General features: G+C 66.3%; 12 protein-coding genes and 1 tRNA gene. All 13 read left to right on the top strand.

Annotated elements, in window-relative coordinates; genetic code table 11:
* Positions 1-47 precede the first annotated feature (47 nt).
* The 13 genes from ACQ859_RS24520 to ACQ859_RS24460 all read left to right on the top strand — a co-directional run bounded on the left by ACQ859_RS24520 (position 48) and on the right by ACQ859_RS24460 (position 14,124).
* Positions 48-2,387 (top strand): Tex family protein, encoded by a 2,340-nt coding sequence (locus ACQ859_RS24520; protein ID WP_431263159.1) that lies wholly within the window; start codon positions 48-50, stop codon positions 2,385-2,387.
* 302 nt (positions 2,388-2,689) lie between these two features.
* Entirely contained in the window at positions 2,690-3,064 is a 375-nt protein-coding gene (locus tag ACQ859_RS24515) for a TonB-dependent receptor plug domain-containing protein (RefSeq protein WP_431263158.1), read from the top strand.
* A 14-nt stretch (positions 3,065-3,078) separates the two neighbouring features.
* The gene (locus ACQ859_RS24510) at positions 3,079-4,797 is read left to right on the top strand and encodes a TonB-dependent receptor plug domain-containing protein (protein ID WP_431263157.1); all 1,719 of its coding nucleotides are present in this window, start codon (positions 3,079-3,081) and stop codon (positions 4,795-4,797) included.
* 76 nt (positions 4,798-4,873) lie between these two features.
* The gene (locus tag ACQ859_RS24505) at positions 4,874-5,956 is read left to right on the top strand and encodes a phospholipase (protein ID WP_431263156.1); all 1,083 of its coding nucleotides are present in this window, start codon (positions 4,874-4,876) and stop codon (positions 5,954-5,956) included.
* A 203-nt stretch (positions 5,957-6,159) separates the two neighbouring features.
* Positions 6,160-8,085: a threonine--tRNA ligase gene (gene thrS, locus ACQ859_RS24500; RefSeq protein ID WP_431263155.1), complete on the top strand. Its 1,926-nt coding sequence runs from the start codon at positions 6,160-6,162 to the stop codon at positions 8,083-8,085.
* Between the two features lie 69 nt (positions 8,086-8,154).
* Positions 8,155-8,700 carry a translation initiation factor IF-3 gene (gene infC, locus ACQ859_RS24495; protein ID WP_082938615.1) on the top strand — a complete coding sequence of 182 codons (546 nt, stop codon included), beginning with the start codon at positions 8,155-8,157 and terminating at the stop codon, positions 8,698-8,700.
* A 153-nt stretch (positions 8,701-8,853) separates the two neighbouring features.
* Positions 8,854-9,057, top strand: a complete 204-nt coding sequence (gene rpmI, locus ACQ859_RS24490) for a 50S ribosomal protein L35 (RefSeq protein ID WP_088403518.1) — start codon at positions 8,854-8,856, stop codon at positions 9,055-9,057.
* Positions 9,058-9,083: 26 nt separating this feature from the next.
* Positions 9,084-9,440, top strand: coding sequence for a 50S ribosomal protein L20 (gene rplT / locus ACQ859_RS24485; RefSeq protein ID WP_067275752.1), 357 nt, complete (start codon positions 9,084-9,086; stop codon positions 9,438-9,440).
* Positions 9,441-9,636: 196 nt separating this feature from the next.
* On the top strand, positions 9,637-10,674 hold the full coding sequence (gene pheS / locus ACQ859_RS24480; protein ID WP_431263154.1) for a phenylalanine--tRNA ligase subunit alpha: 1,038 nt from the start codon (positions 9,637-9,639) through the stop codon (positions 10,672-10,674).
* 39 nt (positions 10,675-10,713) lie between these two features.
* Positions 10,714-13,128, top strand: coding sequence for a phenylalanine--tRNA ligase subunit beta (gene pheT / locus ACQ859_RS24475; RefSeq protein WP_431263153.1), 2,415 nt, complete (start codon positions 10,714-10,716; stop codon positions 13,126-13,128).
* 17 nt (positions 13,129-13,145) lie between these two features.
* Positions 13,146-13,511 carry an integration host factor subunit alpha gene (locus tag ACQ859_RS24470; RefSeq protein WP_431263152.1) on the top strand — a complete coding sequence of 122 codons (366 nt, stop codon included), beginning with the start codon at positions 13,146-13,148 and terminating at the stop codon, positions 13,509-13,511.
* 40 nt (positions 13,512-13,551) lie between these two features.
* On the top strand, positions 13,552-14,013 hold the full coding sequence (locus ACQ859_RS24465) for a MerR family transcriptional regulator (protein WP_431261244.1): 462 nt from the start codon (positions 13,552-13,554) through the stop codon (positions 14,011-14,013).
* Between the two features lie 34 nt (positions 14,014-14,047).
* Positions 14,048-14,124, top strand: a tRNA-Pro gene (locus tag ACQ859_RS24460).
* The last annotated feature ends 89 nt before the right edge of the window (positions 14,125-14,213 follow it).

Below are 14,213 nucleotides of genomic sequence, written 5' to 3'. Positions count from 1 at the left end.
AACTTGTCCGCTTTCGTTGCTCTCTGGGCCGTAGGCCCGTCGCTGTTTTGGACAAGATCCTGCTTCAGATTGCCGCCGAACTGAAGGTTCGCCCGGCTCAGGTCAACGCGGCCGTGGAACTGCTCGACGGCGGGGCCACCGTCCCGTTCATCGCCCGCTACCGCAAGGAGGCCACCGACGGCCTCGATGACATCCAGCTGCGCGAACTCGAGGCCCGCCTGAGCTATCTGCGCGAGCTCGAGGACCGCCGAGAGGCCGTGCTCAAGAGCATCGAGGAACAAGGCAAGCTCACGCCCGAACTCGCCGCCGCCATCGCCGCCGCGCCGACCAAGCAGGAGCTGGAAGACCTCTACCTGCCGTACAAGCAGAAGCGCCGCACCAAGGGCCTCATCGCCCGCGAAGCCGGCCTGGAACCGCTCGCCGACAAGCTGTTCGCCGATCCGTCGCTCGACCCGATGAGCGAAGCCGGCGCCTTCCTCAACCCCGACGCCGGCTTCGCCGACGCCTTCGCGGTGCTGGACGGCGTGCGGGACCTGCTCTCCGAACGCTGGGCCGAGGACGCCCTGCTGATCGGCAAGCTGCGCGAATGGCTGTGGGAGGAGGGCCTCTTCAAGTCCAAGCTGATGGACGGCAAGGACGAGAACAACCCCGACATCTCCAAGTTCCGCGACTACTTCGACTACGCCGAGCCGATCCGCACCGTGCCGTCGCACCGCGCGCTGGCCGTCTTCCGCGGTCGCACGCAGGAGTTCCTCGACGCCAAGCTGGCGCTCGACGAAGAGGTCGTCCTCGGCCAGCCGTCGCTCGCCGAAGGCCGCATCGCGCGCCATCTCGGCTGGAGCCACGGCAAGCGCGCCGGCGACGAACTGATCCGCAAGACCGTCGCCTGGACCTGGAAGGTCAAGCTTTCGCTGAGCCTGGAGCGCGATCTCTTCGGCCGCCTGCGTGAAGAGGCCGAGAAGGTCGCCACCAAGGTGTTCGCCGAGAACCTGCGCGACCTGCTGCTGGCCGCGCCGGCCGGCAAGCGCGTCGTCATGGGCCTGGACCCCGGCATCCGCACCGGCGTGAAGGTGGCGGTCGTCAGCGACACCGGCCGCGTGCTGGACACCTCCACCGTCTACCCGCATGAGCCCAAGCGCGACTGGGAAGGCTCGATCCACGTGCTGGGGCGCCTGTGCGCCACGCACGGCGTCAACCTGATCGCCATCGGCAACGGCACTGCCTCGCGCGAGACCGACAAGCTCGCCGCCGACCTGATCAAGCGCATCCAGTCGATGGCGCCGGACACCGTCATCGAAAAGGTCGTCGTCAGCGAAGCCGGCGCCTCGGTGTACTCGGCGTCGGAATTCGCCTCCAAGGAACTGCCCGACCTGGACGTGTCGCTGCGCGGTGCCGTGTCCATCGCGCGTCGCCTGCAGGATCCGCTGGCGGAGCTGGTGAAGATCGATCCGAAGTCGATCGGCGTCGGCCAGTACCAGCACGACGTCAACCAGAGCGAGCTCGCGCGCACGCTGGACACCATCGTCGAGGATTGCGTGAACTCGGTCGGCGTCGACCTGAACACCGCCTCCGCGCCGCTGCTCTCGCGCGTGTCGGGCCTGTCGGCCAGCGTCGCCAATTCGATCGTGCGTTGGCGCGACGCCAACGGCGCGTTCCGCAATCGCCAGCAGCTGCTGGACGTCACCGGCCTCGGTCCGAAGACCTTCGAGCAGGCGGCGGGTTTCCTGCGCATCCGCGACGGCGACAACCCGCTGGACGTCAGCGGCGTGCACCCGGAAACCTATCCCGTCATCGAGCGCATCCTGGCGCAGGTCCAGCGTCCGATCGCCGACGTCATGGGCAAGTCCGACGTGATCCGCGCGCTGAAGCCGGAAGCCTTCGCCGATGAGCGTTTCGGCGCGATCACGGTCAAGGACATCTTCGGCGAGCTGGAGAAGCCGGGTCGCGATCCGCGTCCGGACTTCAAGGTCGCGCGCTTCAACGACGGCGTCGAGGACCTCAAGGACCTGAAGGAGGGCATGGTGCTGGAAGGCACGGTGTCCAACGTCGCGCAGTTCGGCGCCTTCGTCGACCTGGGCGTGCACCAGGACGGCCTGGTCCACGTCAGCCAGCTGGCCAACAAGTTCGTCAACGATGCGCGCGAGGTCGTCAAGACCGGCGACATCGTCAAGGTGAAGGTGCTGGAGGTCGACCTGGCCCGCAAGCGCATCTCGCTGACGATGAAGCTGGACGCGCAGGCGCCGCGCGGCGGTTCGAAGCCGGACAACAGCTTCCGTCCGGCCGGCCGCAACGAGCGCCCGGGCGGTGCTCGCCCGTCCGGCGCGCGGGACGCCCAGCCGACTGGCGGCAACGCGATGGCGGCCGCGTTCGCAAAGCTCAAGCGCTGAGCGCGAACGGGGCGATCAGCGCCCCGGTGGTCCGTGATCGGCGCCGTCTGCGGCGCCGATCCGCGTTTGATCCCCCATTTTTCGCGGCTGGTCGCACCTGAGGTGTCGGAGCGCGCGGTGTACGGCTACGCTGCGCGCCGTTTACCGTCAAAGACAAAAGTCGACAGACCTCACACGGTGTCGACACCAAATCCTCGGGAGCCCGTTTTGAAGACCCACGCCATCGCCAGGGCCTGCGCCCTTGTCTGCCTGTCCGCGCTCGCGCCCGCGGCCCCCGTCCTCGCGCAGGACGCGCCCCTGGATTGGGGAACGAGCCGACGTCGGGCAAGCGGCTGGATCGCGTGGAGATCACCGGCCGCAACACCGATTCCGAGCTGCGCCGCCGCTCGCCGGTCGCCAAGCAGATCTACGGCCGCGATGAGCTCGACAAGTACGGCGACACGAGCGTCGCCGACGTGCTCAAGCGCCTGCCCGGCGTCAACGTGTCCGACGGCGCGCCGCGCATGCGCGGCCTGGGCTCCGGCTACACGCTGATCCTGATCAACGGCGATCCCGCGCCCCCGGCTTCAAGCTGGACCAGCTGGATCCCGCGCAGGTCGAGCGCATCGAGCTCACCAAGGGCCCGAGCGCCGACCAGAGCGCCCAGGCCGTCGCCGGTGCGATCAACATCATCCTGAAGGAAGCGCCGAAGGTGTCGCAGCGCGACCTGCGCGTCGGCGCCGGCTACAACATCAACCATCCGGTGCCGTCGGGCACCTTCACCTACGGCGAGCGCTTCGGGCCGGTGTCGGTGTCGGTGCCGATCTCCGCGTTCCAGTGGCTGCAGGAGATGACCTCCAAGATCGAGCGCAACGGCACCGCGCCGGATGGCCAGCCGGTGGTCGCATCGCAGCACGGGAAGATGCGCAACTGGGGCCACGGCTTCAACTCGGCGCCGCGCGCGAACTGGAAGGTCAGTGACGACGAGACGGTCTCGCTGGTCGGCTTCGCGCAGAAGGGGTTCTGGAACAACTCGGTCCGGCTCACGCCAGACGCTGCCTACAGCAACGCCACGCGTCTGGACGACGACGCCGACAACCAGGGCACGTGGCAGATGCTCCGCGCCAACCTGACGTGGAACAACCGGTTCAGCGAGACCCAGAAGTGGGAGCTGAAGGCCGGCGTCCAGGACGCCAAGAACCACATCGAGAACCATACGCTGACGCAGCGGCCGGTCGACGCGCTGCTCGACAGCCGCGACCGCAGCCTGACCCAGGCCGGCAAGTACAGCCACATCCTCGGCGACGAGCACACGCTGACCGTCGGCTGGGACTTCGAGTTCCGCCAGCGCGACGAGATCCGCAACACCCTTGTCGGCGGCCAGGCGCAGGACCCGAGGCTCAACGGCGAGAACTTCGGCGCCCGGATCCGTCGTCAGGCCTTCTTCGTCCAGGACGAGTGGGAGATCAATCCGCAATGGTCGACCTACTTCGGCCTGCGTCACGAGCGCATCGTCACCACCAGCCGTGGCATCGACGTCGACGAACGCAACAGCTCCAGCGTGCTGTCGCCGCTGTGGCACCTGACCTACAAGCTGGATCCGAAGGGGCGCGACATGATCCGCGCCAGCATCACCCGCAGCTACAAGGCGCCGGAACTGACCCAGATGCTGGGCCGCTACACGCCGAGCAGCAAGTTCCCCGATCCCCGCACCGGCGAGCAGAACGAGGAGATCAGTCCGGACCGCATCGGCAATCCGGCGCTGAAACCGGAGCTGGCCACCGGCTTCGATTTGGCGTACGAGAAATATCTGTCCGGCGGCAGTCTCTTCAGCGTGGGCCTGTTCCACCGCAACATCAGCCAGCTGATCCGCAACGTCGTGACGCTCGATCCTGCCAATCCGCCGTTCTGGACGGCGCCGCGCTACGTGAACCGGCCGATGAATTTCTCCAGCGCGACCACCAGCGGCATCGAGCTGGAACTCAAGGGGCGGGCCGGGGAGCTGTTCCCGTCGCTGTTCGATCCCAAGCTGCCGTTGAACCTGCGCAGCTCCGTGAGTGTCTATCGCTCGCGGGTGAAGGCCGTGGACGGTCCGGACAACCGGCTCGACCAGCAACAGCCCTGGACGGCCAACCTGGGGCTGGACTACCGGTTCAGTACCGTGCCGATGACCGCCGGCGCCAACCTGAACTACACGCCGGTCTACACGGTGCGCCAGACCGACACCCAGAGCGCCGAGTACTCGCGCAACCGCGGCCTGGATGTCTTCGCCCAGTGGATGGTCAGTCCGAAGACCTCGGTGCGTTTCTCGGCCAATAATCTGTTCCCGCTCGACTCGCGGGCCGAGACCACGTTCGCCAGCGGCGACTTCTACGCCTCCGGCCGTGGCATGAAGCCCTGGTTCCAGCTGAACCTGGAAATGAAGCTCTGATTCCCCCGGTCGGAATCGGCTTCGGCTGAGGGGCTGCCGCGTCGGGCGCCTCCGTTTTGAAAGGACGATCCGCCCGATGCAGGCCTTGCAGATCCTCGCCGGACCCCGTGCGCGCCAGCGGCTGCGCGACCATGGCCTGCGCGCCGCCGACGTGCGCGTCGTGCCCGGCGCCGCCGGCGGCCCGAAGGGGCTGGTGCTCAGCGCGCTCGACGCGCATCTCTTCGGCGAGTTCCTGCCGTCGGGCGGCCAGGAGGTCCATCTGCTCGGTGCCTCCATCGGCGCCTGGCGCATGGCCACCGCCTGTCTGACCCGCGACGCCGCGCAGGCGAACGCGGAGTTCGGGCGCCTCGCCCACGATTACGCCCACCAGGATTACGAGTCCGCGCCCGGCAAGCGGCCGACCGCCGCGACGGTCTCGCGCGCGTTCGCCGGAAAGCTCGGCGAGATTTTCGGCGGCCGCGAGGCCGAGGTGCTGTCGCATCCGCAGTTCCGCCTGCATGTGTTCACCTCGCGCGGCAAGCATGTGCTCGGGCGGGAAGGGCGCCTGCGCACGCCGCTCGGTTACCTCGGCGCGTTCGCGGCCAACGCGATGTCGCGGCGCGCGATGGGCGCCTGGCTCGAACGGGTCGTCTTCTCCGACAAGCGCTCGCCGCTGCCGATGCCGCTGGCCGACTACCGCAGCCGGCAGGTCGCGCTCGATGCAGGGAACCTCAAGCCCAGCATCCTGGCGAGCTGCTCCATCCCGTTCTGGCTGCAGGCCGTGCACGACATCGAAGGCGCCCCCGCCGGCGCCTACTGGGACGGCGGCATCACCGACTACCACCTGCACCTGAACTACGCCGCGATGGTCGGCGACGGCATCGCGCTGTATCCGCACTTCCAGGCCAGCGTCGTGCCGGGCTGGCTGGACAAGGCGCTCAAGCACCGGCACCGGACCAGCGCCTTCCTCGACAACGTCGTGCTGCTCACGCCCAACCCCGAGTGGGTGAAGACGCTGCCCAACGGCAAGCTGCCCGATCGCAACGACTTCCAGCGTTACCTGAACGACGTCCCCGGCCGCGCCCGCGACTGGCTGCGCGCGGTCCGCGAGGGCGAGCGTCTGAGGGACGAGTTCCGCGAGGCCTGCGCCCGTCCCACCCTCGACATCCAGGCGCTCTGAGCTACACTGGATGTCTCATTTTCTTTTTCCAACAAGGACCGGGAAAGGCGACATGGTTATGACACCGCGGACTACCACCTCCACTGCGAAGGTTTGAGCGACCGCGGCTCGTCACGTCTTTCATCAGCTGTCCGGAAAAAGTCAGCACCCCAGAAAAAGCGCGGCACGTGGTCGCGCTTTTTTGTTTTCTGGAGTTCCCCCTCATGTCCAACATCTCCATCCAACTGCCCGACGGCTCCAAGCGCGAGTTCCCGCAACCGGTGACCGTCGCCGAAGTCGCGGCCTCCATCGGCACGGGCCTGGCGAAGGCGGCGCTGGCCGGCCGCGTCGGCTCGGGCGATGACGCCAAGGTCGTCGACACCAGCTTCCTCATCGACAAGGACACGCAGCTGGCCATCGTCACGGACAAGGATCCGGACGGGCTGGACGTCATCCGTCACTCGACGGCCCACTTGCTGGCCTACGCGGTCAAGGAACTGTTCCCCGACGCGCAGGTCACGATCGGCCCGGTCATCGAGAACGGCTTCTATTACGACTTCTCGTACAAGCGCCCGTTCACGCCCGACGACCTGGCGGCGATCGAGGCCAAGATGGGCGAGCTCGCGAAGAAGGACGAGAAGGTCACGCGTTCGGTGTTGCCGCGCGATGAGGCCGTCGAGTACTTCAAGGGCATCGGCGAGGCCTACAAGGCCGAGATCATCGCCAGCATCCCGGCGGACCAGGATGTCTCGCTGTACGCCGAGGGCGGCTTCACCGACCTGTGCCGCGGCCCGCACGTGCCGTCCACGGGCAAGCTGAAGTTCTTCAAGCTGATGAAGGTGGCCGGCGCCTACTGGCGCGGCGACCATCGCAACGAGCAGCTGCAGCGCATCTACGGCACGGCCTGGGCGACCAAGGACGACCTGGCGAACTACCTGCGCATGCTGGAGGAAGCGGAGAAGCGCGACCACCGCAAGCTGGGCAAGGACCTGGAGCTGTTCCACATCGACGAGCACGCGCCGGGCGTCGTGTTCTGGCATCCCAAGGGCTGGACGATCTGGCAGGAGGTCGAGCAGTACATGCGCCGCGTGTACCGCGACAACGGCTACCAGGAAGTGAAGGGCCCGCAGCTGCTGGACAAGACGCTGTGGGAGGCCACGGGCCACTGGGACAAGTACCGCGACAACATGTTCACGACGGAATCGGAGAAGCGCGACTACGCGCTCAAGCCGATGAACTGTCCCGGCCACATCCTGATCTTCAAGCACGGCATCAAGAGCTACCGCGACCTGCCGCTGCGCTTCGGCGAGTTCGGCCAGTGCCATCGCAACGAGCCGACCGGCGGCCTGCACGGGATCATGCGCGTGCGCGGCTTCACGCAGGACGACGGCCACATCTTCTGCACGGAAGACCAGATCCTGGCCGAGTGCGTGGCGTACACCGCCCTGTTGCAGAAGGTCTACAAGGACTTCGGCTTCGACAACATCATCTACAAGGTCGCGACGCGCCCCGACGCGCGCATCGGTTCGGACGAGGTCTGGGACAAGGCCGAGTTCGCGCTGATGGAGTCGCTGCGCGCCTCCGGCGTGGAGTTCATCATCGCCCCGGGCGACGGCGCCTTCTACGGTCCGAAGATCGAATACACGCTCAAGGACGCGATCGGCCGCCAATGGCAGTGCGGCACGATGCAGGTCGATTTCTCGATGCCCGCGCGCCTGGGCGCCGAGTACGTCGCCGAGGACGGCGAGCGCCACACCCCCGTGATGCTGCACCGCGCGATCGTCGGCAGCCTGGAGCGTTTCATCGGCATCCTGATCGAGCAGCACGCCGGCGCGCTGCCCGTCTGGCTGGCTCCGACGCAGGTCGTTGTCGCCAATATCACCGACGCCCAATCGGACTACGTTTCCAGCATTGTGAAATCGCTGCAAAAACAAGGGGTTAGGGTTCAGGCAGATTTGCGCAACGAGAAAATCACGTATAAAATCCGCGAGCATTCACTGCAAAAGGTGCCGTTCATCCTCGTCGTCGGCGACAAGGAAAAGGCGAACGGCGCAGTCGCAGTGCGCGCCCGAGGCAACCAGGATCTGGGCGTGATGTCGCTGGAGGACTTCGTTTCGAAGCTCTCGACCGCCATCGCGGACAAGGCCTGAGTCGGGCGCTTTTTGCGTTGTACTGATCATTAACGGACCCTTGCCAAGGCCCGCCTAAAGGTAACCACCATCGCTACTTTTGCTGACCGTCGTGCGATTCCGGAGCGCAAGCACCGCCTGAATCGCGAAATCATCGCTTCTGAAGTCCGTCTCAATGGCCCCGAGAACGAGCCGATCGGCATCGTCTCGATCCAGGAAGCGCTCCGGATGGCCGGTGACCTGGACGTCGATCTGGTCGAAATTGCCGCCACTGCAGTCCCGCCGGTCTGCCGGTTGATGGACTACGGCAAGTTCAAGTACCAGGAGCAGAAGCGCGCCGCGGAAGCCAAGTCCAAGCAGAAGGTCATCGAGGTCAAGGAAGTCAAGTTCCGTCCGGGCACGGACGAAGGCGACTACCAGATCAAGATGCGCAACCTGCGCCGCTTCATCGCGGAGGACGGCGACAAGGGCAAGGTCACGCTGCGCTACCGCGGCCGCGAGATCACCCACCAGGACATCGGCATGCGCATGCTGGAACGCATCCGCGACGAGCTGTCCGACGTGGCGGTGGTCGAGCACATGCCCAAGCTCGAAGGCCGTCAGATGATCATGGTGCTGGCGCCGAAGAAGCGCTGAGCATCTGAGACAATCCCGGCGGGGCCGATGAGGCCCCGTCTCAGTTTCAGCCCGTCGATCTGGTCGTCGGCGGGCTTATTAGTCTCCTGCAGGCCGGTCAAGTACCGCGGTCACCCGCGGTCGCCTGGAGGGACGCCCATAGAAGGAGCAGTCATGCCCAAGATGAAGACCAAGAGCAGCGCGAAAAAGCGTTTTCGCGTTCGTCCGGGTGGCACCGTCAAGCGCGGTCAGGCGTTCAAGCGCCACATCCTGACCAAGAAGACCACGAAGAACAAGCGCCAGCTTCGCGGCGCCACGACCGTGCATGAGACCAACATGGGCCACATCGCTTCGATGCTGCCCTTCGCTGGTCTGTAATCCAGCAGTAGACAAGGAGATACAACATGCCTCGCGTCAAACGTGGTGTAACCGCCCGTGCTCGTCACAAGAAGGTCCTGGCTCTGGCCAAGGGCTTCCGTGGTCGTCGCAAGAACGTCTTCCGCATCGCCAAGCAGGCGGTGATGAAGGCGGGCCAGTACGCCTACCGTGACCGCCGTGCCAAGAAGCGCGTGTTCCGCCAGCTGTGGATTGCCCGTATCAACGCGGCAAGCCGTGGCCTGGGTCTGAGCTACAGCAAGTTTGTGGCCGGTCTGAAGAAGGCCGAGATCGACATCGACCGCAAGGTCCTGGCCGACCTCGCCGTCAACGACCCTGCTGGTTTCGCCAGCATCTTCGCCAAGGTGAAGGCCGCTCTGGCTTGATAGCCATGGTCCGCCCGCCGGTGCTCGCCGGCGGGCGGACTGGCCGCTCCGGTCCTGCCGGGGCTGCCTTTTTCAAAGGCCGACACCCCGGTGTTCGGCCTTTTTTCATTCCGGCGCGGTGGTGCGATGTTCGCCATTCCACCGCCGCGCCATCCGACTTCCGCCAACGCCGCCGACGCCCCGTCGACGCCCCGCGATGAACGACCTCGATCAATTGCTGCATCAGGCGACCGGCGACTTCGCCGCCGCCACGACTCCCGCCGACCTGGAGAACGCCAAGGCGCGTTTCCTGGGCAAGACCGGCCAGGTCACCGAGCTGATGAAGGGCATGGCCAGCCTGCCCGTCGAGGAGAAGAAGACCCGCGGCGCGCAGATCAACCAGCTCAAGCAGGGCATCGAGGCGGCGCTGACCGCGCGCCGCCAGGCCCTGGCGGACGCGGAACTCGAGCTGCAGCTCAAGGCCGAGGCGTTGGACGTCACGCTGCCCGGCCGCCAGCGCGGCACCGGCGGCCTGCACCCGATCACGCGCGCGATGGAGCGCATCGAGGCGATCTTCGGCTCCATGGGCTTCGACGTCGCCGACGGCCCCGAGATCGAGAACGACTGGTTCAACTTCACCGCGCTGAACACGCCGGAAGACCATCCGGCGCGCTCGATGCATGACACCTTCTACATCGAAGGGGGTCATGTCTTGCGCACGCACACCAGCCCGATGCAGATTCGCTACGCGGTGCAGCACGTCAAGAAGCATCGCGCGCTGATCGACGCCGGCCAGCCGATGCCCGAGATCCGCGTGATCGCGCCGGGCCGCACCTACCGCGTGGACAGCGATGCGACACATTCGCCGATGTTCCACCAGGTCGAAGGGCTGTGGGTCGGCGAGAACATCAGCTTCAAGGACCTGAAGTCCGTCTACGTGAACTTCATGCAGCAGTTCTTCGAGACGACGGACATGGACATCCGTTTCCGGCCGAGCTACTTCCCGTTCACCGAGCCCAGCGCCGAGATCGACATGATGTTCGGCTCCGGTCCGCTGAAGGGCCGCTGGCTGGAAGTCTCCGGCTCCGGCCAGGTGCATCCGCAGGTGATCCGCAACATGGGCCTGGATCCCGAGCGCTACATCGGCTTCGCCTTCGGCTCGGGCATCGACCGCCTGGCCATGCTGCGCTACGGCGTCAGCGACCTGCGTCTGTTCTTCGACGGCGACCTGCGATTCCTGTCGCAGTTCAAGTAAATCGTGCCCCCGGTCGCCTAGAGAGCAAGAGAGAACCCCATGCAATTCCCTGAGTCCTGGCTGCGGGCCTTCTGCAACCCCGCGCTGAACACCCAAGAACTGGCCGAGCTGCTGACCATGTCCGGCCTGGAAGTGGAAGAACTGCGCCCGGTGGCGCCGCCGTTCCACGGCATCGTCGTGGCCGAGATCGTCGAGGCCGCACAACATCCGGACGCCGATCGCCTGCGCGTCTGCAAGGTCAATGCCGGTGGTCCGGAGCTGTTGCAGATCGTCTGCGGCGCGCCGAATGCGCGCGTCGGCATCCGCGTGCCGCTGGCCACGATCGGCGCCGAACTGCCGCCGGGCGAGGACGGCAAGCCGTTCAAGATCGGCAAGGGCAAGCTGCGCGGCGTCGAGAGCTTCGGCATGCTGTGCTCGGCCCGCGAGCTGAAGCTGGCGGAAGACCACGGCGGTCTGCTGGAGCTGGCCGCCGACGCGACCATCGGTGAGGACATCCGCAAGCACCTGAACCTGGACGACACGCTGTTCACGCTGAAGCTGACGCCGAACCTGGCGCATGCGCTGAGCGTCTACGGCGTCGCGCGTGAAGTGTCCGCGCTGACCGGCGCGCCGCTGATGGCGCCCGAGATCAAGCCGGCCGCCGTCGCCACCGACGCGAAGCTGCCGGTGCGCGTCGAAGCCGCGGACCTGTGCGGCCGTTTCTCCGGCCGCGTGATCCGCAACGTCGACACGACCGCGAAGACGCCGCAGTGGATGATCGACCGCCTGGCCCGCTGCGGCCAGCGCTCGGTGTCGCCGCTGGTGGACATCTCGAACTACGTGATGTTCGAACTGGGCCGTCCGTCCCACATCTTCGACCTCGACAAGATCCACGGCGAGCTGATCGTCCGCTGGGGCAAGCCGGGTGAGCAGCTCAAGCTGCTGAACGGCAACACGATCGACGTCGACGCGAGCGTCGGCGTGATCGCCGATCGCGAGCAGGTCGAGTCGCTGGCCGGCATCATGGGCGGCGACGCCACCGCCGTGTCCGACGACACGAAGAACATCTACGTCGAAGCCGCGTTCTGGTGGCCGAAGGCGGTGATGGGCCGATCGCGCCGCTTCAACTTCTCGACTGACGCGGGCCACCGCTTCGAGCGCGGTGTCGATCCGGCCGGCACCGTCGACCACATCGAGCGCATCACGCAGCTGATCCAGTCGATCTGCGGCGGCGACGCCGGACCGATGGACGACCAGACGACGCAACTGCCCGAGCGCAAGCCGGTCGCGCTGCGCGTGGAGCGCGCCGCCAAGGTCATCGGCATGCCGGTGACGCAGGCGGACTGTGAAGGCGTGTTCAAGCGTCTGGGCCTCGAATTCACGTCGACCCCTGGCGTGATCACGGTGACACCGCCGACCTTCCGCTTCGACATCCAGATTGAGGAAGACCTGATCGAGGAAGTCATCCGCGTGCTGGGTTATCCGAAGCTGCCGTCGACGCCGCCGCTGGCGCCGGTGGTCGGCAAGGTGGGCTCGGAATCGCGCCGCGCGACGCACGCGCTGCGTCACACGATGGCCGGCCTGGGGTACTTCGAGACGATCAACTTCAGCTTCGTCGAAGCGCGCTGGGAGCAGGAGCTCGCCGGCAACGCCAATCCGATCCAGCTGCTGAACCCGATCGCCGCGCCGCTGGCGGTGATGCGCACCTCGCTGATGGGCTCGCTGGTCCAGGCGCTGCGCAACAACCTGGCGCGCAAGTCGCCGCGCGTGCGCGTGTTCGAGATCGGCCGCGTGTTCCTGCGCGACGCGTCAGTGCAGGAAAGCGACACGACCATCGCCGGCATCGCGCAGCCGATGCGCTTGTCCGGCCTCGCCTGGGGCTCCGCGGACCAGCAGCAATGGGCGCAGAAGGACCGCGCCGTCGACTTCTTCGACGTGAAGGGCGACCTCGAGGCGCTGTTCGCGCCGCGCGTGCTGAGCTTCGAAGCCGCCGGGCATCCCGCACTGCATCCGGGCCGCAGCGCCCGCGTGCTGCTGGACGGCCAGGCCATCGGCGTGATCGGCGAGCTGCATCCCAAGTGGCGCCAAGGCTACGAACTGCCGAGTGCGCCGGTCCTGTTCGAGCTGTCGCTGGACGCCGTGCTGGCGCGCACGCTGCCGCAGGGTCAGGGCGTGCCTCGTCTGCAGGCGGTGCAACGCGATCTGGCGCTGATCGTCAATGAGCAGGTCACCTATGACTCCCTCATCCGGGCGATCGAATCCAGCGGCGAAGCCCTGGTACGCTCTGCGCGTTTGTTCGACGTCTTCAAACCGGCGCAGCCGACGGCGGAACTGAAGGCTGGCGAACGCAGCCTGGCCGTGCGCCTGTCGCTGCTCGATGACGAGAACACGCTGACCGACGAGCGCATCGAACAGGCGGTGGCGAAGGTGGTGGCGCAGCTGGGCGACAGTCTCGGCGCGCGCCTGCGAGGCTGAGGGAGGGGAGGACACCCATGAGTGATGACGATCTGAAGGAGCAGTCGCGCGTGCTGCTCGGCAGCCTGGAGACGCCCACGCTGACCAAGGCCGAGCTGGCGGAACTGCTGTTCGACAAGCTCGGCCTGAACAAGCGCGAGTCCAAGGACATGGTCGAGGCCTTCTTCGACATCATTCACCAGAGCCTCTCCAGCGGCCGCGAAGTGAAGCTCTCGGGCTTCGGCAACTTCAACATCCGGCGCAAGGCGCCGAGACCCGGCCGCAACCCGCGCACCGGCGAAGCGATCCCGATCAAGGCCCGCAACGTCGTGACGTTTCATGCCAGTCACAAATTGAAAGAAGCCGTCCAGGGCGACGCGCCTTCGGTTGGTGACTTCGAGTAGAGTCTGACCCTTCCCGCCGCTGCCGGAGCCGCTGATTCCCATGGACGTCCAGCTTCCCGCCATCCCTGCCAAGCGCTACTTCACCATCGGTGAGGTCAGCGAGCTGTGCGGCGTGAAGCCCTACGTGCTCCGCTATTGGGAACAGGAGTTCACGCAGCTCAAGCCGATGAAGCGGCGGGGCAACCGGCGCTATTACCAGCACCATGAAGTGCTGCTGATCCGCCGCATCCGCGATCTGCTCTACGACCAGGGCTTCACGATCAGCGGTGCACGCAATCAACTGATCGACGTCAGCCACACCGGCGCGAGTGCCCAGGAATTCCGCGCCGAAGCGTTGGCGGCGGCGCAGCTCGATGCCTATCGTGACCATCGCGAAGCGTCGCGGGCGTTGGCGGCGGACGTCGCGGACAGCGCGGCGCATACCACCGTGTCGCTCGAGAAGCTCACGCTGGAACAGGTCAGGGACGAGTTGCTGGCGATTCGAGAGAGTTTGCTTGCATAGCGCGTCAAAATACGTATAGAATCTTAGGCTTAGTCGGGGCGTAGCGCAGCCTGGTAGCGCACTTGCATGGGGTGCAAGGGGTCGCGAGTTCGAATCCCGCCGCCCCGACCATTTATAAGAAGAATCAGGAAGCCCGGTATCGCAAGATGCCGGGCTTTTTGCTTTCTGGCCGATGCTCGGCGCGTCGCCCGCGAAGGGGC

It is taken from the genome of Roseateles chitinivorans (assembly GCF_050632235.1).
Classification (GTDB): Bacteria; Pseudomonadota; Gammaproteobacteria; order Burkholderiales; family Burkholderiaceae_C; genus Roseateles; species Roseateles chitinivorans_A.
This window is presented reverse-complemented; position numbering and strand designations above follow the sequence as displayed.